Annotated in this window: 15 protein-coding genes and 1 pseudogene; 12 read left to right on the top strand and 4 right to left on the bottom strand. The window is 70.7% G+C overall.

Annotated features, from left to right (window positions below; translation table 11 throughout):
• The first annotated feature begins 202 nt into the window (after nucleotides 1-202).
• Nucleotides 203-418 (top strand): I78 family peptidase inhibitor, encoded by a 216-nt coding sequence (locus LJ657_RS28530; protein WP_232651691.1) that lies wholly within the window; start codon nucleotides 203-205, stop codon nucleotides 416-418.
• Between the two features lie 91 nt (nucleotides 419-509).
• On the opposite strand, the gene LJ657_RS28535 is transcribed toward LJ657_RS28530, so the two are convergent.
• Complete coding sequence (locus LJ657_RS28535) at nucleotides 510-1,532, bottom strand: phosphatase PAP2 family protein (RefSeq protein ID WP_232651692.1); 1,023 nt, start codon at nucleotides 1,530-1,532, stop codon at nucleotides 510-512.
• Nucleotides 1,533-1,782: 250 nt separating this feature from the next.
• Nucleotides 1,783-3,033 carry a mannosyltransferase family protein gene (locus LJ657_RS28540; RefSeq protein ID WP_232651693.1) on the bottom strand — a complete coding sequence of 417 codons (1,251 nt, stop codon included), beginning with the start codon at nucleotides 3,031-3,033 and terminating at the stop codon, nucleotides 1,783-1,785.
• A 261-nt stretch (nucleotides 3,034-3,294) separates the two neighbouring features.
• On the opposite strand from LJ657_RS28540, the gene LJ657_RS28545 reads away from it, so the two are divergent.
• The gene (locus tag LJ657_RS28545; protein WP_232651694.1) at nucleotides 3,295-4,896 is read left to right on the top strand and encodes an MFS transporter; all 1,602 of its coding nucleotides are present in this window, start codon (nucleotides 3,295-3,297) and stop codon (nucleotides 4,894-4,896) included.
• 168 nt (nucleotides 4,897-5,064) lie between these two features.
• Nucleotides 5,065-6,255, top strand: a complete 1,191-nt coding sequence (locus LJ657_RS28550) for an acyl-CoA dehydrogenase family protein (RefSeq protein ID WP_232651695.1) — start codon at nucleotides 5,065-5,067, stop codon at nucleotides 6,253-6,255.
• Nucleotides 6,256-6,291: 36 nt separating this feature from the next.
• Here the strand turns inward: LJ657_RS28550 and LJ657_RS28555 are convergent, their stop codons facing one another.
• On the bottom strand, nucleotides 6,292-6,732 hold the full coding sequence (locus LJ657_RS28555) for a cell division protein SepF (RefSeq protein ID WP_232651696.1): 441 nt from the start codon (nucleotides 6,730-6,732) through the stop codon (nucleotides 6,292-6,294).
• 311 nt (nucleotides 6,733-7,043) lie between these two features.
• Here LJ657_RS28555 and LJ657_RS28560 point away from each other — a divergent pair, with 311 nt between their 5' ends.
• From LJ657_RS28560 to LJ657_RS28600, 9 genes and pseudogenes are all read left to right on the top strand, one after another.
• Nucleotides 7,044-8,207: a DUF5685 family protein gene (locus tag LJ657_RS28560; RefSeq protein WP_232651697.1), complete on the top strand. Its 1,164-nt coding sequence runs from the start codon at nucleotides 7,044-7,046 to the stop codon at nucleotides 8,205-8,207.
• Between the two features lie 771 nt (nucleotides 8,208-8,978).
• Nucleotides 8,979-9,527, top strand: a complete 549-nt coding sequence (locus tag LJ657_RS28565) for an ABC transporter permease subunit (RefSeq protein WP_232651698.1) — start codon at nucleotides 8,979-8,981, stop codon at nucleotides 9,525-9,527.
• Complete coding sequence (locus LJ657_RS28570; protein ID WP_232651699.1) at nucleotides 9,524-11,278, top strand: FAD/NAD(P)-binding protein; 1,755 nt, start codon at nucleotides 9,524-9,526, stop codon at nucleotides 11,276-11,278. The genes LJ657_RS28565 and LJ657_RS28570 overlap by 4 nt, the downstream gene beginning before the upstream one ends.
• A 31-nt stretch (nucleotides 11,279-11,309) precedes the next feature.
• Nucleotides 11,310-11,456: pseudogene (locus tag LJ657_RS28575) on the top strand (ATP-binding cassette domain-containing protein); the annotation flags it as partial.
• 50 nt (nucleotides 11,457-11,506) lie between these two features.
• Nucleotides 11,507-12,586 carry an LLM class flavin-dependent oxidoreductase gene (locus LJ657_RS28580; RefSeq protein WP_232651700.1) on the top strand — a complete coding sequence of 360 codons (1,080 nt, stop codon included), beginning with the start codon at nucleotides 11,507-11,509 and terminating at the stop codon, nucleotides 12,584-12,586.
• Nucleotides 12,583-13,947, top strand: a complete 1,365-nt coding sequence (locus LJ657_RS28585) for an NtaA/DmoA family FMN-dependent monooxygenase (protein WP_232651701.1) — start codon at nucleotides 12,583-12,585, stop codon at nucleotides 13,945-13,947. Before LJ657_RS28580 ends, LJ657_RS28585 begins: the two co-directional genes overlap by 4 nt.
• Nucleotides 13,948-14,131: 184 nt before the next feature.
• Entirely contained in the window at nucleotides 14,132-15,031 is a 900-nt protein-coding gene (locus tag LJ657_RS28590; RefSeq protein WP_232651702.1) for a S1 family peptidase, read from the top strand.
• Nucleotides 15,032-15,142: 111 nt separating this feature from the next.
• Nucleotides 15,143-16,054, top strand: a complete 912-nt coding sequence (locus LJ657_RS28595; RefSeq protein ID WP_232651703.1) for a slipin family protein — start codon at nucleotides 15,143-15,145, stop codon at nucleotides 16,052-16,054.
• Between the two features lie 231 nt (nucleotides 16,055-16,285).
• Entirely contained in the window at nucleotides 16,286-17,365 is a 1,080-nt protein-coding gene (locus LJ657_RS28600; RefSeq protein WP_232651704.1) for a S1 family peptidase, read from the top strand.
• Between the two features lie 89 nt (nucleotides 17,366-17,454).
• Here the strand turns inward: LJ657_RS28600 and LJ657_RS28605 are convergent, their stop codons facing one another.
• Nucleotides 17,455-18,489, bottom strand: coding sequence for an ABC-2 transporter permease (locus tag LJ657_RS28605; RefSeq protein ID WP_232651705.1), 1,035 nt, complete (start codon nucleotides 18,487-18,489; stop codon nucleotides 17,455-17,457).
• Nucleotides 18,490-18,519 lie beyond the last annotated feature (30 nt).

Consider the following 18,519-nt stretch of genomic DNA (forward strand, 5'->3'; position numbering starts at 1 on the left):
ATTACGTTCGAATGACTGCGGAAGGCCTACGGAACAGGCACGGAACCGCTCGTACGTGTGACACTCGTTACGCAGCAGTTGATGTCGCGCGGACCGAAACACCTGTCGTGATCCTGTGACAGAAGTGTGACCGGAGGGGGATACGGGCCGGGTGGGACCGCCCCGCCTTCCCTGGCCGCCGGACAGGGCCTAGCGTGGCGGCATGGCACCGATTCCCACTCCGCAGGCGGAGCCCCAGGACAGTCCGGACGCGTATGTCGGCCTCGATGCGACCGGCGCCGAGCGGCGCGCGCGGGAGCGCGGATGGTCCACGGTGCGCTCGCTGCCGCCGGGGGCGATCATCACGATGGAGTACCGCACGGGCCGGCTGAACTTCGAGGTGGAGGACGGCCGCGTGATGCGGGCCTGGAAGGGCTGAGATGTGACGAAGGCCCCGGTTCCCGAACGGGAACCGGGGCCTTCGCTGTGCGCGGGGTGGCTGTGCGTACCGGCCCCGCTGCCCTGTGGCCTCAGCCGCCCGTCAGGGGGCGGGCCGGCGTGGTCGTCGCGCCGCGCGGGACGCGGTCCGAGTGCGGCGGGCGGCGGCTGCCGGCCGGAGTGACCGGCGTGCGCTCCGAGCGGGCCGAGTGCGGGCCCGGGGCCAGGTGGACGGGCGCCCGGGCCGAGCGGGCCCCGGAGGTGACCGTCTCGCGTGCGGCGACCTCGTCCTGCGGGGCCGTACGCGGCTTGAGCAGCACCGGAGCGCCGACGGGGGCGGCCGGCACCGTGGCCCCCTTGCGGGCGCGCCAGCGGTCGCGCAGGTCGAACAGCGCGACCTCGGCCCTGGCGATCGTCGGCTCGCACCAGGGGAGGGCCAGCAGGATCAGCAGGCCGGCGGCCCAGCCGAGGAGCACGTCGCTCAGCCAGTGCGTACCGAGGTAGACCGTGGCCATCCCGACGCCCAGCGAGGTCACCGCGGAGATGGCGGACAGCCAGCGGCGGGCTCGCGGGGTGGAGGCCAGGTAGGCCAGGATTCCCCAGGTCACGACGGCGTTGGCGGTGTGGCCGCTGGGGAATATATCGCCGCCCGCGCCCATCTCGTTCGAGCCGATCACGGTCGCGTAGTGGGGGCCCAGGCGGCCCATGCCGTACTTGGCCGCGCCGACCGTGATGTTCAGCAGCAGCAGGGAGGCGCCCAGCGTCAGCAGCGGCCGCAGAGTGTGCTGCCGCCAGGAACGCCAGCCCAGCCAGGCCGCGACCATCACCGCGGTCGGGCCGCGCTGGCCGAGCACGACGTAGTAGTCCACGAACCAGTGGATGCCCTGCCACTGCTGGTAGGGCCGGAAGAACATGACCTGCCAGTCGAAGCGGACCAGCCACGACGTGGTCACGACGAGCCACACGATGGCCAGATAGAAGGCCAGGGTCCCGGTCAGCAACGCGACCCGGTGCCGGCTCATCTTCGGCACATCGATGTTGGCCGGTCGTTCCGGCTCCCGGTCCAGCCTCGCGAACACCCGGTCCAGACGGGTGAGGTTTCGTTCGGTACGCACCCAATCGACGTTACAGCGAGTGAGGTAAGTTCTCCGTCTCTTCAGCTGCTTTGTGATGACGATGTGATGTGGGATTCCTCTCAGGGTCCGGTTTACATCCGGGGAATCCGCAATGTCCGGCGACTGCTCCCGTCAATTCCTTTGATCATTTCGGGAATCAGTTTTATGGGACTTATGAATTCGTTCACCGAATGCTGGGGTGGATTTCTCCGTACGCTCACCGCACGCTCACCGCGCCCAGACGAGTCGATCATGGGGGACCGGAGCCGTTCAGCCAGAACGCTCCGTACACGGCCGACGCCACCGCGACACCGCCCACCACCAGTGCAGACCGGGACGTGCGCAGCCGGGACAGGGCCAGGGCCAGGGGCAGCAGCAGCGGGAACGCCGGCAGCAGCAGACGCGGTTTCGAGCCGAAGTAGCTCGACGCGCACAGCGCGAGCGCGGTGACCACACCCGCGTAGACCAGCAGCGGGAGCGGCTGGCGCTGCCGTACGCAGACGACGTACAGCCGGACCACCAGCCCGACCCCGACGAGGATCCCGGCGCCCGCGAGGGCCGACGGGAACGACGTGAACTTGTCGGCGACGAAGCGGGCGAAGGCCAGGCCGCCGTCGAAACCGTTGCGCCAGCCCGCCTGGACGTCGAGGTAGCCCACCGGGCCCCTGCCGGTGCGGTGGCCCACCCACAGGACGTAGCCGGCGGCACCCAGCGGGGCCAGGAGCATGGCCAGGGCGCGTCGTACGACCGCGGGGGCGCGCGGTGCGTCCGGCGCTCCGCCGGATGATCCGACACGCTGCGTGGAGCCGTCTCCGGGCGGCGTGGGAGCGCGTTCGCCCGCGCGCGCGTCCGCCGTGCTCCTCTCTCGCACGAACGAGGTGACCCCGGCCGCCCAGACGGCCGCGACGACGGCGAGCCCGACCGGCCGGGTCAGCCCCGCCAGCGCGGCCAGCGTCCCCGCCGTCAGCCAGCGGCCGGTCAGGACCGCGTACAGCGACCAGGCGGCGAGCGCCGTGAACAGCGACTCGCTGTACGCCATCGACTGCACGATCGCGACGGGCAGGACGGCCCACAGCAGCACCGCGCACACCCCTGCCCGGCGGCCGTGCACATGCTCCGCGACCGCGAAGATCCCCCAGGCCGCCGCGAGCGAGGCGAGCAGGCTGACGACGAAACCGGCGTCGGCGCAAGAGAGGGGGCTCACCGCCGCGAGGACCCGCTCCAGCCAGGGCAGCAGCGGGAAGAAGGCCAGATTCGAGTGCACGTCGCCGTTCGGCAGCCGCACCTCGTAGCCGTAACCGAGCTCGGCGACCCTCGTGTACCAGAGCGCGTCCCAGCGGGCCGTCAGCAGCGTGTACGCGCTCTTGCCGCGCGCGGCGCTCCACAGGGCCAGCACGAGCAGGCCCAGAGCGCGCACGGCCACGTACCCGAGGAGGGCAGGGGCGGCACGCCGCGGGGCCGTCCCGCGAGGCGGCGCGACGCGTGTCAGAAGGTCGGTCACGGGCTCGATTATCGACGGCCGACTGAACCGGAGGGCCCGGCGGGGCATGGCCAGGGAGGAGGGGGAGTGGCGTACGCCACACCGGTCTGTGCGAAGTCTGAGAGGTCCGCCACGTGACCTTTACACGAACTCGCGTACGCTGACCAGTCACTCGCCTTCGTTGCGCGGGCCGGAGACCACCGCTCCTCTCCGGCCGAGATCACGGGGAGTCCCCACCCCGTGTGCCCGCCGACCGCGAGGGAACATCTGGGAGGTACGTACATGTCCGGGACGACCACGGCCGCCGCTGCGCTGCGCCGTCGGGCGGCCGGGGCCGGCGCCAACCGCTGGGTCGTCCTCTTCGTCCTCTGCACGAGCCTGCTGCTGGTCGCGGTCGACGCGACCGTGCTGCACGTGGCGGTCCCCGCCGTCACCGAGGACCTCAAGCCCGGCGCGATAGAGCTGCTCTGGATCGTCGACGTCTACCCCCTCGTCTGCGCCTCGATGCTGATCCTCTTCGGCACGCTCGGCGACCGGGTCGGCCGCAGAAGGATCCTGCTGCTCGGCTACGGCCTCTTCGGCGTCGCCTCCGGCCTCGCGGCCCTCGCCCACGACCCGCAGGTACTGATCCTGGCCCGGGCGCTGCTCGGCGTCGGCGGCGCGATGATCATGCCCGCGACGCTCTCGATCCTCCGCCAGGTCTTCCCCGACCGGCGTGAACGGGCCCTCGCGATCGGCGTCTGGAGCGCGGTCGCCGCGGTCGGCGCGGCGGTCGGCCCGCTGCTCGGCGGCTTCCTGCTGGAGCACTTCTGGTGGGGTTCGGTCTTCCTCGTCAACATCCCGCTGATGCTGGTCAGCCTGCCGGTGGGCCGGCTGCTGCTGCCCGAGTCGCGGGGCGCCGGCGACGGCCCCTGGGACGTGGTCGGCGCACTGATGGCCGCGGCCGGCCTGTTCGGCGTGGTGCTCGGCGTGAAGCGCCTGGGCGGGGGCGAGCCGGGCGGATTCACCGTGGTGCCGCTGATCGTGGGCGCGCTGCTGCTGGTCCTCTTCGTACGACGACAGCGGCGCCGTGCGCATCCGCTGGTGGACCTCGGGATGTTCGCCCGTCCCGCGTTCAGTACGGCTGTCGGCTGCATCGTGCTGGCGATGCTCGCGCTGGTCGGCCTGGAGCTGATCGCCGCGCAGTATCTGCAGCTGGTGCTGGGGCTGTCGCCGCTGGAGACGGGGCTGCGACTGCTGCCGCTGACGTTCGCGGCGATGGCGGCGGGGCTGGCGGGCGCGCGGATGCTGCGCCGCTTCGGCCCGCGCCGGATGGTGTGCTTCGGGTTCTGCCTGACCGCCGGGGCCGTGGTGCTGCTGACCGCGATGGGCGGGACGGACAACGCCGGGCTGATGGTGTCCGTGTTCCTGCTGCTGGGCTTCGGCCTGGAGACCACGCTCTTCGGGGCGTACGAGTCGATGCTGAGCGAGGCTCCGCCGGCGCAGGCGGGTGGGGCGGCCGCGATCGGCGAGACCTCGTACCAGCTCGGGGCGGGGATCGGTATCGCGCTGCTCGGGAGCGTGATGAACGCGGCGTATGCGCCCGGACTGGCGTCCGTTCCGGGGGTTCCTTCGGCGGCCTCGGCCTCGGCGGCGCAGTCGCTGGGGGAGGCGTACCAGGTTGCCGCGCAGCTGGGTGGGGGTCTCGGGGCTGCCCTGCGGCGGGCCGCGCAGGACTCGTTCGTGCACGGGCTGCATGTGACCTTGCTGGTCAGCGCAGTGCTGTTGCTGCTGGGGGCGGTGATGGCGCTGCGGTTGCCGCGGGTCATGCAGTGCGGGTCGCCTGCGGCGCCTGTGGAGGTGCCGGCGCCACGGGAAGTTGCTGACTCCCGGGTATCGGCCTGACCCTGCCGTAACCGGTCGTCGGTTTGCTGCGGCGCCCCTGTGGCTGGTCGCGCGGTTCCCCTCGCCTCGTCAGGGCGCGTGTACTGGACGTGGAGGAGACTGCACCGTAACGTCGGCCTCAAAGTCGTAACTAGCGGTGCTAGTTTTTCGTGCGTGCCGGAGGGTCCTATGTCTGCGTCCTCGAAACTGCCCCCCTTTGACCCGGCCGATCCCCTCGGCATCGACGACCTGCTGGAACCCGAGGACCTCGCCGTCCGGGACACCGTGCGCGCCTGGGCCGCCGACCGGGTTCTGCCGCACGTCGCCGACTGGTACGAGCAGGGGGAGCTGCCTCAGATCCGGGAGCTTGCCCGCGAACTCGGCGGCATCGGGGCCCTCGGGATGTCGCTCAGCGGGTACGGGTGTGCGGGGGCCAGTGCCGTGCAGTACGGGCTTGCCTGTCTGGAGCTGGAGGCCGCCGACTCCGGGATCCGGTCCCTCGTCTCCGTGCAGGGGTCCCTCGCGATGTACGCCATCCACCGGTTCGGCAGCGAGGAGCAGAAGCAGCAGTGGCTGCCGCGGATGGCCGCCGGTGAGGCCATCGGGTGCTTCGGGCTGACCGAGCCCGATCACGGGTCCGACCCCGCCTCGATGCGCACGCACGCCAAGCGGGACGGCGGCGACTGGGTCCTCAACGGGCGGAAGATGTGGATCACCAACGGGTCAGTGGCGGCCGTCGCCGTGGTGTGGGCCCAGACGGAGGACGGGATCCGCGGGTTCGTCGTGCCCACCGACAGCGCCGGGTTCTCCGCGCCGGAGATCAAGCACAAGTGGTCCCTGCGGGCCAGTGTGACGAGTGAGCTCGTCCTCGACGACGTTCGGTTGCCCGCCGATGCCGTACTGCCCGAGGTCTTCGGCCTCAAGGGTCCGCTCAGCTGTCTCTCGCACGCCCGGTACGGCATCGTCTGGGGAGCCATGGGGGCGGCCCGCAGCTGCTTCGAGGCCGCCGTCGACTACGCGAAGTCACGGGAGCAGTTCGGGCGGCCCATCGGGGGGTTCCAGCTCACCCAGGCCAAGCTCGCCGACATGGCGGTCGAACTGCACAAGGGGATTCTGCTCGCCCACCATCTGGGGCGGCGCATGGACGCCGGCCGCCTGCGTCCCGAGCAGGTCAGCTTCGGCAAGCTCAACAACGTACGAGAGGCGATCGAGATCTGCCGTACGTCACGGACGATCCTCGGCGCCAACGGGATCTCGCTCGAATACCCCGTCATGCGGCACGCGACCAACCTCGAGTCGGTGCTGACGTACGAAGGCACCGTCGAGATGCACCAGCTCGTACTGGGCAAGGCGCTCACCGGACTCGACGCCTTCCGGTAACCCTGCGCGGGGGCAGGGCCGGTGAGCGGCCCTGCCTCAGCTCTGGTTGAAGAAACCGTCCGAACGGTGCTGCGCCGGCTCCCCGCTGACGATTTCCGTGTCGGCGGGCGTGAGCAGGAACACGCGGTTGGAGACGCGGTCGATCGAACCGCGCAGGCCGAAGATGAGCCCCGCGGCGAAGTCGACGACGCGCTTGGCGTCGCCCGCCTCCATGGCGGTGAGGTTCACGATGACCGGAACGCCCTCGCGGAACAGCTCACCGATGGCGCGGGCGTCCCGGAAGCTGTCCGGGGTCACCGTGCCGATACGGCGGTCCTTTTCCTCGGCGGCGTCCGAGGCCACCTTGACCCGCGGGTCGGTGACCCAGGCATCCCCGGGCTGCTCGGTCCCTTCGGAGTAGTCGTCGTCGTAGTAACGCTCGTCATCGTTGTCGTCAACGAGGCCAAGCCAGGCACTCGCCTTGCGTACCGATCCCATGGACGCCTCCTCTCACAGCGGTCCTTCTGCTTTCCGCATCCCTATCGTCATCCATGATGCGGTTGGCGCGCCAAGTGGATAGACGCCGCACGGGGGGTTTGTGACGGTACTGGTGCAGAGCGAATCCGTCGAGAGCCCGCGTTTCCCAAGGGTCTTGCTGTACACGGATGCTGACTGTGAGTGAAATATGATTCTTCACGGCGTACGGGTGACGAGCGGTGCGTACGGGTGAACGGAGCGGTCGATACGATGCGGCAGCTCAACGCCGTATCAGCGGCATCGGAAGTCGCACGCGTCACGGGGGGATCGTCGTGTTCGGAATCGTCAGGCCCTGCCGGCATCGGCTCGGTGAGAGCCTCAAGTCCCAATGGGTTGCGCATTTGTGTGGACTGTGTCTCGCGTTGCGCAAGGATCACGGGCAGTTCGCGAGAGTGGTGACCAACTACGACGGGCTGCTCATATCGGTTCTGACGGAGGCTCAGGCCGAGCAGGCGGCCGGCCGGCGGCGTACGGCCGGGCCCTGTCCGCTGCGCGGGATGCGTACCGCGTCCGTCGCGCAGGGAGAAGGAGCGCGGCTCGCGGCCGCCGTGTCGCTGGTCCTCGCCGCGGCCAAGGTGCGGGACCACGTTGCCGACGGGGACGGGCTGCTGGCGCGGAAACCGGTGGCGCTCGCCGCGCGCCGGGTGGCCTCGAGCTGGAGCGCGGCGGGGGCCCGTACCGGATCCGATGTCGGGTTCGACACCGCGGTGCTAGTGGACGCCGTGGACCGGCAGATCGGTGTCGAGGCGCTCGCCGGGCCCGGGACGCCGGTGCTGACGGTCACCGAACCGACCGAGACGGCGACCGCGGCGGCCTTCGCGCACACCGCCGTCCTGGCCGGACGGCCGGGCAACGCCGAGCCGCTCGCCGAGGCCGGGCGGCTGTTCGGACGGCTCGCGCATCTCCTGGACGCCGTGGAGGACAGAGAGGCTGACGCCGCGTCGGGTGCCTGGAACCCGCTCACTGCGACCGCGACCCCGCTCGCCGAGGCCCGGCGGCTCGCCGACGACGCCCTGCACGGGATACGGCTCGCGCTGCGTGAGGTGGCGTTCGCCGACAGCAGGCTCGCCCACCGGCTGCTCGTGCACGAACTGCGCACCTCCGTCGACCGTGCCTTCGGTACGGCGCACGGGTCTGCGCCGTCGCTGTCGGGGCCGTACGCGCCGCCCGGCGGTCCCGGCGGGCCGTTCCCGCCGCCGCGACGCGACCGGCGCGGACTGCTGGCGGGTTGCGCGGTGTGGGCCGGCCTCGCCTGCACGTGCCAGATGTGCTGCGGCGAGTACGAGGATCCGTGGAGCCGTGAGCGCAAGGAAGGCTTCTGCAACGACACCGACTGCGGCGACTGCGGCGACTGTTGCGATTGCTGTGACTGCAGCTGCGACTGCTGCAATTGCTGTGATGGGTGCGATTGCTGCGACTGCGGGTGCGACTGCTGATTGCGCCCAAGCGGTGGGTTGCGATGGTGCGTTCGCGGGTGCGGGGCGGTCGTGGTTGCTCGCGCCCACTTGGCGGAGCCGTAAATCGACACAGCCCCGCGCCCCTTCGGGCGCGGGGCGCGTGCCGTCAGTTTTTCAGTTCCGGAGGCGAGATCTGGGACTTCGTGATCGCCGAGCCCGTCGTGCCCCACTTCTGGTCCGTCACCATGGAGAGCCCGCTGTCCTTTCGGGTGGCGAAATCCTGGCCGTCGTTGATGTCTCGTCCGCACCCGAGCCGCATGCCGTGAGCAGCAGAGTGGCCGACGTGATCAGGGTGAAAGGTGCAAAGAGATTTCTGCGGGTGCGCGTGAGCGGGCGCATCGTGTGCGGTCTCCTGGAAGCAGGGAGGAGTGAAGAAGGCGCGAGGGGAGGGGTGCGTGCGCGTGTGAAGGAGAAGCGGGAGAACGCGAAAGGCACCCGGTCAGGGCGCGCAGTGGGGTCGGCTCAACAGGAACAGGACCACACTCGACCGAAGTCGATGTGGGAGCGCGTGACCAGCCACTGCTGTGGATGCATGGGCCAAGTGGAACAGGCATCCGGTTCCGCGTCAACTGACCTGAGACGCGCGGCTCACATGCCGGACAGCCTTGACAGTGAGGGGAAACGGCCCCGTACAGTCGACGGACGGCCCTGCTGAGGGGCTCGGCCGTATCGCGCTGCCGCTGTGCGCAGCCCGGCGCGTCCGTGTGAAGGCATCCACCGTGTTCGACCTACGCGTCACGGAGCCTTCCCATGTCCTCCGACACCCTCGCCAAGATCCCCGCCGCGCCGGACATACCTGAGCGCGCGGACGCCCTTCCCATCGTTCCGCAGCGCCGGTTCGGCCAGTGGGCCGCCGCAGTCCTCGTTCTGGCGTTCCTGGGGCTCGCACTCAACTCCGCACTGCGCAACCAGGCGTTCCAGTGGGACGTCGTCGCCGACTGCTTCACCTCGGACTCGGTGCTGCGCGGACTGTGGTTCACCCTGTGGCTGACCGCGGTCGTGATGGTGCTCGGCCGGTGGCGGCGCCGGCGGCGGATCGTGCTGCCGCAGGCGATGCGCTCCATCGTGCCGCCCGCCGGGAACATGCTGATCGGCACCCTCAAGGGCACCTCCACCGTCAGCGTCTTCGCGGTGAACGACCTGCTCTTCTCGGCGCAGCTGATCTACCACCGCACGTACCAGGTCATTCCGCTGCTGATGGTGGCCACCCTCTGGTACACCGTCGTCACCTCGGTGCTCGGCGTCGGCCAGTACCACGTGGAGAAGCACTACGCCCGCGGTTCGGAGCGGGCGCGATGAGGCCCTCCCTGGTGATCGTCGGGGCCGGTCCGCGGGGGACCGGCCTCATCGAGCGGATCGCCGCCAACGCGCCCGAGCTGTACGCCGGTCCGGGCCTCGACATCCATCTCGTCGACCCCCATCCGCCGGGCTCCGGACGGATCTGGCGCGCCGCGCAGTCGCCGCTGCTGTGGATGAACTCCCATGCCGAGGACGTCACCATGTTCACCGACGAGACGGTGGCCATGGAAGGCCCGGTGCGGGAGGGGCCCACGCTGCACGAGTGGGCCGGCATCGACGGTCGTACCTTTGCGGACCGGCAGCTGCAGGGGGCCTATCTGCGCTGGGTGCACAAGGAGGCCGTGGCGGCGCTTCCCCCGTCGGTCACCGTCCACCATCATCCTCGGCGCGCCCTGCGGGTCGGCGGGCCGCGCGAAGGGCGCCAGCAGGTGTGGCTGGAGGGGCGGCCGCGTCCGCTGCTCGCCGACCTGGTCGTGCTCGCGCTCGGTCACCTCGACGCCGAACTCGACGAACAGCAGGACGAGTTGGCGGAGTACGCCAGGATCCACGGGCTCGTTCATCTGCCGCCCGACTTCACCGCCGACAGCGACCTGTCCTCGCTGGGGGCCGGCGAACCCGTCCTGGTGCGCGGGTTCGGCCTGGCCTTCGTCGACCTGATGGTCCTGCTCACGGAAGGGCGGGGCGGACGGTACGAGGGCGACACCTATGTGCCGTCGGGACAGGAGCCGGTGCTGTACGTCGGATCGCGGCGCGGAGTGCCGTACCACTCCAAGATCGGCTACGACTGGAGTGGTGAACGGCCACCGCTGCCGCGGTTCTTCGGACCGGCCGAGGTCGGGGAACTGCTCGGCCGGGCGGGCGGGTTCGACTTCCGGCGGGACGTGTGGCCGCTGGTGGAGAAGGAGCTGGGGTTCGCCCACTACCACCGGCTGTTCACCGTGCATCCCGAGCGCACGCGCATGGCCTGGGCCGACTTCGAGGAGAAGTACGCCGCCGGGAACGCGGCCGAGGTCCAGGCGCTGGTGTCGTCCGCCGTGCCCGATCCGGCCGACCGGCTGGACCTCGCCGCCCTCGACCATCCGCTGGACGGAGTGCACTACGGGTCGTCCGAGGAGTTCCAGGACGGGCTGCGCACCTATGTCGAGCATGACCTGAGCCGACGTCATGATGCCGAACACAGCCCGGACCTGGCGGTCTTCCTCGGGCTGCTCTCCGTCTACGGGCAGCTCGTCCGGCTCGGGGACATCGGGCCCTGGTGGCACGGGTTCTTCAGCTATCTGGCCTCCGGTCCGCCCGGGCCCCGGCTGCGGCAGCTGCTCGCGCTGTCCCGGGCCGGGGTGCTGAGGTTCGTGGGCGCCGACATGGCCGTCACCGCCGAGGACGGGGTGTTCCGGGCGACGAGCCCGACCGTGCCGGGTGCCGTCGTCGAGGCGCGGGCGCTGGTGGAGGCACGACTGCCGGAACCGACGGTCGGGCGGGCGCTGGACGCGCTCCTGCGGGAGCTGAGCGCCGACGGGGCCGCCGAGACGCCGCAAGGGCTGTTGCGCGTGGCGCCGGGCGACGGACGGGTCCTCGACCGGGCCGGGCGGCCGCATCCCCGGCGGTTCGCACTCGGTCCGTTCACCGACGGACGTACGCCCGGAGCCTTCACCCGGCCGCGCACCGGCGGGCCCGCGTTCCGGCAGAACGACGCGGCCGCGCGAGCCGTACTGCGGTTCCTGGCCGCACTCGCCTCCGAGGCGGCCGCATGACATCCCCGAACCGACTGCGAGGAACCCCGCGATGAGCGTCATGGCCGACATCAGATCCGTCCACAGGAGCTTCGGCGCGCTCGAAGTCCTCAAGGGCATCGACCTGGAAGTGCGCACCGGAGAGTTCACCGTCGTCCTCGGCCCCTCCGGCTCCGGCAGGTCGACGCTGCTGCGCACCACGCGGACACGGGCGTTTCTCTCCAAGGTTCTCTGAAAGGTTCCCCCCACATGACCTCATCGAACGGCCGGGGGCGGTTGCACCTGGCCGCCGCTCTGGACCAGGCGGCGGTGTTCGACGCGGGCTCCCACGTCGAGCTGGCGCGGCTCGCCGAGCGCGGCGGCCTGGACTTCGTCACCCTGGACGACACCTTCGCCCGCCCCGGCCCCGACGCGCTCGCCGTCCTGTCCCGCGTCGCCCCCGCCACCGCCCGCATCGGCCTGGTCCCCACCGTCACGACCACGCACACCGAGCCCTTCCACGTCCAGGCCGCCGTCGCCACCCTCGACTGGGTCAGCCGCGGCCGGGCCGGCTGGCGGATCGAGGTGTCCACCACCGAGGGCGAGGCCCGCCTCTTCGGCCGCCGGCATGCCGTACCCGCCGACGAGCTGTGGCGCGAGGCAGGCGAAGTCGCCGACGTGGCCGCCAGGTTGTGGGACAGCCGGGAGGACGACGCCGAGACACGGGACCTGACGACCGGCCGCTTCATCGGCCGGGACAAACTGCACCACGTCGACTTCGCCGGGGGCGGCTTCTCGGTGAAGGGTCCCTCGATCGTGCCGCGGCCCCCGCAGGGCCACCCCGTCCGCGTGGTCGACGCCACCGAGGGGCATGCCCGGCGCACCGCCGCCCGGTACGCCGACGTGGCCCTCGTACGGGCCGCGAGCCCCGCGCAGGTCGCCGCCGTCCGCGACCAGCTCCGCCAACTGGCCTCGGAGTTCGGCCGCAACCCCGACACGCTGCGCGTCCTCGCGAGCCTCCTCGTCGACCTCGGCGGCGGCGAGCACGCGGCCGAGCCGGGCCACGGAGGAGGCGGCCCCCGGCAGACCGTGCAGGGCCCGCTGTACCGGGGTGGCCCCGTGGACCTCGCCGAGCTGATCGCCGGCTGGCACGCGGACGGTGTCGTCGACGGCTTCCACCTCACGCCCACCGAGCCGCGCCGTGACCTGGAGCGGCTCGTCAACGGCACGGTGGCGCTGCTCCAGCACCGCGGTCTGTTCCGCACCTTCTACCCGGGCAGCACCCTCAGGGAGCACCTGGGTCTTGCCAGGCCCGCCAACCGGTACGCCGTGACAGGGGGAGCGTCATGACCGTACGAAGCGAACCCCGCGGCCGGAGGCCGTTCAAGAAGCACTGCCACCTGGCCGCGTACTTCCCCGGCGTCGACAACACCACCGTATGGGCCGATCCGCGCTCGAAGTCGCAGATCGACTTCTCGTCCTTGGAACACCTCGCCCGCACCGCCGAACGCGGTCTGTTCGACTTCTTCTTCCTCGCCGAGGGGCTGCGGCTGCGCGAACACCAGGGCCGTATCCACGACCCGGACGCGGTGGGCCGGCCCGAGTCGCTCACCGTGCTGAACGCGCTGGCCGGAGTCACCGAACACCTCGGCCTCGCCGCCACCGTCAACGCGACCTTCAACGAGCCCTACGAACTCGCCCGCCGACTGGCCACCTTGGATCACCTCAGCGGTGGTCGCGCGGCCTGGAACGTGGTGACCTCCTGCGACGCCTCCACCGGCGAGAACTTCCGCCGCGGCAACTTCCTCGACCGGGCGGACCGCTACACCCGGGCCGCCGAATTCGTGGGCCTGGCAAGGAAGTTGTGGGACTCCTGGACCCCCGACGGCGTCTCCCGGCCGTTCGCACACCGCGGACAGCACTTCGACATCGCGGGCGAGTTCACCGTGCCCCGCTCACCGCAGGGGCACCCGGTCGTCATCCAGGCCGGGGACTCCGACGAGGGACGGGAGTTCGCCGCCGCCACGGCGGACATCGTCTTCACCCGGCACGGCACGCTGGAGGCGGGGCGTTCCTTCTACGCCGATGTGAAGCGCCGCCTGGAGAAGTACGGCCGTACGCCGGACGAACTGAAGATCATGCCCGGCGTCACCGTCGTCCTCGGCGACACCGCCGCCGAGGCGCAGGAGAAGGCCGCCGAGATCCGGCGGCAGCAGGTGTCCCCGCAGAACGCGATCCGTGCCCTGGAACAGGTCTGGGGTGCCGACCCGTCGGCGTACGACCCCGACGGCCCGCTGCCCGAGACCGTCCCGGTGGCGGACTCCGCGATCACCCAGGGGCGGACCCGGCGCGGCGACACCGTCGCGATCGCCGAGACGGGGGTCCCCCCGCTCGAGCGGAGTCCGAGGGTGGGGGAGGCGCGCCCGTCCAAGGAAAAGGGGCTGCCCATCCGGCAGACCGCGATCGAGGCGGGCGGCCGGCAGTCCTTCGTCGGCACTCCCGAGGCCGTCGCAGCCGAACTCGACGAGTTCGTGCGGAAGGACGCCGCCGACGGCTTCATCCTCCAACCGCTGATCACCCCGGTCGGCCTCGACGAGTTCGTGGACCGCGTGGTGCCGCTGCTGCAGGAGCGCGGCGCGTTCCGCACGGAATACCAGGGCACCACTTTGCGGTCACATCTCGGGTTGCCCGACCCGGCATGGCGGGGCTGACGGTTCGTTGAGGGCTTGACGGCCGAAAGGCGCCCTTGCGTCTACCGGCCGTTCGGCCGAATACTCCCCGCAAGCGCTTGTCAGGGGCACGGCGTGTCCGGAAACCGGACGATCACGGCCCTGGCTGCGCCTCACGGGCCCCGACCCCACGCGGGCCCCCGACTTCCCCTTGGGAGGAACGAACGTGAGGATCAAGCGCACCGCCCCCCGCAGCGGCATTGCGAGACGGAGCCGGCTGATCGCCGTCACCACCGGTCTCGTGGCCGCAGCCGCGATCGCGGTCCCCAGCGCGAACGCGTCCACCGCCACCCCCTTCAGCACGGCCCAACTGAAGAGCGCCGACGCCTCGGTGCTCAAGGCCGACGTCCCGGGCACCGCCTGGGCCGTCGACAGCAAGAACCACCGTGTCGTCGTCACCGTCGACAGCACGGTCTCCAAGGCCGAGATCGCCAAGATCGAGCGGCAGGCCGGAAGCAACGCCGGCGCCCTCACCATCAAGCACACGTCCGGCAGGTTCAAGCCGCTGATCAGCGGCGGCGACGCCATCTACGGCGGCCAGTACCGCTGCTCCCTCGGCTTCAACGTGCACAGCGGGAGCACCTACTACTTCCTGACCGCCGGCCACTGCGGTCAGGTCGCCTCCACTTGGTACTCCAACTCGGGCCACAGCACGACCCTGGGTACCAACGTCGGCTACACCTTCCCAGGCAGCGACTACGCGCTGGTGCGCTACACCAACTCCTCGGTTTCGCACCCGAGCACGGTCGGCAGCCAGACCATCTCCAGCGCGGCCACCCCGAGCGTCGGCACCACGGTCTACCGCCGTGGCTCCACCACCGGCACGCACAGCGGCCGGGTCACAGCCCTGAACGCCACCGTCAACTACGGCAGCGGCGACGTCGTCTACGGCCTGATCCAGACCACGGTCTGCGCCGAAGGCGGCGACAGCGGCGGTCCGCTCTACGGCGGCACCGTGGCGTACGGTCTGACCTCCGGCGGCAGCGGCGACTGCACCTCCGGTGGTACGACCTTCTTCCAGCCGGTCACCGCGGCCCTCAGTCACTACGGCGTGAGCATCGGCTGACATTTCCTCCGAGCGGCCCCCGTAGGCAACCGGCGTGCGGGGGCTCCCTCTTGTTCGGGTGACGGAGTTACCTTCGAAGTACACATAGGGCTCAGTCCCCTGGGGGCCGGCATGGTCGAGGAGCTGGTGGCGGCGGGAGCGACCCTCGCGTCCGCCGCTGTGGTGTACGTGATGGCGGCCGCGCGGGTCGTCAAGCAGTACGAACGCGGTGTGGTGTTCCGGCTCGGCAGGCTCCGCGACGAGGTGCGCGGGCCGGGGTTCACGATGATCGTGCCGTTCGTGGACCGGCTCCAGAAGGTCAACATGCAGGTCGTGACGATGCCGGTGCCCGCGCAGGAGGGCATCACCCGGGACAACGTCACGGTACGGGTGGACGCCGTCGTCTACTTCAAGGTGACCGGGCCGTCCGAGGCGATAGTCCGGGTCGAGGACTACAGGTTCGCCGTCGCGCAGATGGCGCAGACCTCGCTCAGGTCCATCATCGGCAAGAGCGAACTGGACGACTTGCTGTCCAGTCGGGAAAAACTCAACCAGGGGCTGGAGTTGATGATCGACAGCCCGGCCGTGGAGTGGGGCGTCACCATCGACCGCGTCGAGATCAAGGACGTGTCCCTGCCCGAGACCATGAAGCGCTCGATGGCCCGGCAGGCCGAGGCCGACCGGGAACGCCGGGCCCGGGTCATCAACGCCGACGCCGAACTCCAGGCGTCGAAGAAACTCGCCGAGGCCGCGCAGCAGATGGCGGACACCCCGGCCGCGCTGCAACTGCGGCTGCTGCAGACGGTGACGGCCGTCGCCGCCGAGAAGAACTCCACGCTCGTCCTGCCGTTCCCGGTGGAGTTGCTGAGGTTCCTGGAGAGGGCACAGCAGCCGGCCGGGGCGCCTCAGCCGGTCCCGCAACAGCCGGTGCAGGCGCAGCAGCAGCCCGTGGAGGCGCGGCCGCAACCGGTGCAGGAGCAACTGCCGCCTCCCGTGCCGCGCTTGGATTCCGCTCCCGAGGGGTCGAATTCCAGACAGGACTAGACCTCACACACCGCGTACGGGTCACGTGCTCGTGGTGTTTGCAGAGCGAAGACGCGGGGTGACCGTGGACTGTCAAAAAATGCGGGGGCGTGCAGACCGCGTTCTACGCGCGTCCTGAAGACGCCCTTGTGTGCTCCCTGTCGGCCTCGGGATAGTAGTCGCTGTTCAACGCCTTCCGGTTCGCGAGGTCCCCACAACCTCCCGGACCGACCCCCCACAGGAGGACGTGAGTTGAAGCACCGACGCATACCCAGGCGGCGTGCAGCCGTGGTAGGTGCGGGTATAGCCGCACTGGTAGCCGCGGGAGTCACCTTCCAGACTGCGAACGCCAGCGAGCCCTCGAAGACCTCCGCGCCCGAGACCCTGTCGGCCGCGGCGGCCGGAAAGCTCGCCTCGGCCCTCGGCAGGAACCTCGGTACCGACGCGGCGGGAACGTATTACGACGCGAAGGCCAAGAGCCTCGTCGTGAACGTCCTCGACCAGGCCGCGGCCAAGACCGTCGAGGCGGCCGGCGCCAAGGCCAGAGTCGTCGAGAACTCCCTCGCCGAACTCGACGGCGCCCGTACGACGCTGACGAAGGACGCCACCATCCCGGGCACGTCCTGGGCGACGGACCCCGTCAGCAACAAGGTCGTCGTCACCGCCGACAAGACCGTTTCCAAGGCCCAGTGGGCCAAGCTCTCCAAGGTCGTCGACGGGCTCGGTGCCAAGGCCGAACTCAAGCGCTCGAAGGGGGAGTTCAAGCCCTTCATCGCGGGCGGCGACGCCATCTCCGGCTCGGGCGGGCGCTGCTCGCTCGGCTTCAACGTGACCAAGGGCGGCGAGGCGTACTTCCTCACCGCCGGGCACTGCACCGACGCCATCAAGACCTGGTCGGACTCCAGCGGCAACCAGGTCGGCCAGAACGCCGACTCCCAGTTCCCGGGCAATGACTTCGGCCTGGTCAAGTACACCGCCGGCGTGGACCACCCGAGCGAGGTCGACCTCTACAACGGCTCCACCCAGAAGATCACCAAGGCGGCCGAGGCCACGGTCGGCGAGAAGGTGACCCGCAGCGGCTCCACCACCCAGGTGCACACCGGCACGGTCACCGGTCTGAACGCCACCGTGAACTACTCCGAGGGCTCGGTCAGCGGTCTCATCCAGACCGACGTCTGCGCCGAGCCCGGCGACAGCGGCGGCTCGCTCTTCGACGGCGAGTCGGCGATCGGCCTCACCTCCGGCGGCAGCGGCGACTGCACCTCCGGCGGCGAGACCTTCTTCCAGCCGGTCACCGAGGCGCTGTCGGCGGAGGGTGCCCAGATCGGCTGACCGGCACACCGGCTCGTAGCGCCGAGTTGCTCGAAGTCGCGTGAAGTCCCGCCCCGCGCGCGAGGGGCGGGACTTTCGCGTACGGGGTGCTACTGAGCATGAGCCGCCGACGGCTCGCCCGCGCGCCTCTCGCGCAGCACCGCCGCCACCAGCGTGATCGCGATCCCGGCCGCCGCCCAGGCCGACAGCACCAGCAGGGCGTCGGTCGTGTCGTTGCCGTCGAAGTACGCGATCGACCGCGCCACCCAGGTCCCGGCACCCGGCGGCAGCGCCGGCCCGATCGCCTTCCAGAACGGCGGCAGCATCGGCAGCGGGAAGGCGCCGCCCGCGCTCGGGTTGCCCGCGATCACCACGAGCAGGATCGCCAGACCGATGCCGACGATCCCGAAGATCCCCTGGAGCGCGAGCGTCGCCGCCCCGACGGCGAAGGTGATCAGCGCGCCCAGCCCCCACAGGGCCATCACGCTCCCCGGCAGGGCGCCCAGGATCGGGCCCACGATCACCGCTCCGCCGAGCCCGCCGACGATCGACACCAGCGCCATCACGACCAGCCGGATCCCCGCGCGGCGCGGGTTGGCGGGCCGGGCGCCCGTGCTGATCGCCAGGATCGAGGCGCACAGATAGCCGCCGACGCACCAGCCCACGACCACGTAGAAGGAGGACAGCCCGTCGAAGTCCTGGGACGAGGCCGGGGCCACGTCCACCGTCCGGACGGTGCGCTGCTGAGAGGCCTCCAGGAGGGTGAGGTACTGCTGGAGGGTGTTGGCGAGAACGGTGCCGCCGCCGCTGGCGACCAGGAGCGTGTCGGTGGTGCGGGCCGGGTTGATCAGCAGTGCGCCGTCGATGTCCCGGTTCAGGATCTGTGCGCGCGCCGTCGCTTCGTCCGCCACCACCCGTGGGTCGAAGGGCGAGCCGTGCAGCTTGTCCAGCCGGGCCACCGCCTGCTCGGCCGCCGCCTTGGGCGCGACGACTCCGAAGGGCACGTCCGTGGGCTTCGGATCATGCAGCGCGCCGACATAGGAGGCGATGAACAGCAGCTGGAGGGCGATCACGCCGACGACCAGCAGTGTGGCACGCGGGGTGACCGCGTCCTTCACCTCGGCGAGAAAGCTCCTCTGTGCCATGTCCTCACGGTCCGGGGCGGCGGACGTTTC

The sequence above is a fragment of the Streptomyces guryensis genome (genome assembly GCF_021261325.1).
GTDB lineage: Bacteria > Actinomycetota > Actinomycetes > Streptomycetales > Streptomycetaceae > Streptomyces > Streptomyces guryensis.

What these genes read in the sequence shown, in the direction of transcription:
- LJ657_RS28585 (WP_232651701.1), top strand. Translation starts at nt 12,583, where the DNA reads ATGACCGTACGAAGCGAACCCCGCGGCCGGAGGCCGTTCAAGAAGCAC.
- LJ657_RS28595 (WP_232651703.1), top strand. Translation starts at nt 15,143, where the DNA reads ATGGTCGAGGAGCTGGTGGCGGCGGGAGCGACCCTCGCGTCCGCCGCT.
- LJ657_RS28555 (WP_232651696.1), bottom strand. Translation starts at nt 6,732, where the DNA reads ATGGGATCGGTACGCAAGGCGAGTGCCTGGCTTGGCCTCGTTGACGAC.
- LJ657_RS28570 (WP_232651699.1), top strand. Translation starts at nt 9,524, where the DNA reads ATGAGGCCCTCCCTGGTGATCGTCGGGGCCGGTCCGCGGGGGACCGGC.
- LJ657_RS28550 (WP_232651695.1), top strand. Translation starts at nt 5,065, where the DNA reads ATGTCTGCGTCCTCGAAACTGCCCCCCTTTGACCCGGCCGATCCCCTC.
- LJ657_RS28580 (WP_232651700.1), top strand. Translation starts at nt 11,507, where the DNA reads ATGACCTCATCGAACGGCCGGGGGCGGTTGCACCTGGCCGCCGCTCTG.
- LJ657_RS28565 (WP_232651698.1), top strand. Translation starts at nt 8,979, where the DNA reads ATGTCCTCCGACACCCTCGCCAAGATCCCCGCCGCGCCGGACATACCT.
- LJ657_RS28545 (WP_232651694.1), top strand. Translation starts at nt 3,295, where the DNA reads ATGTCCGGGACGACCACGGCCGCCGCTGCGCTGCGCCGTCGGGCGGCC.
- LJ657_RS28605 (WP_232651705.1), bottom strand. Translation starts at nt 18,489, where the DNA reads ATGGCACAGAGGAGCTTTCTCGCCGAGGTGAAGGACGCGGTCACCCCG.
- LJ657_RS28530 (WP_232651691.1), top strand. Translation starts at nt 203, where the DNA reads ATGGCACCGATTCCCACTCCGCAGGCGGAGCCCCAGGACAGTCCGGAC.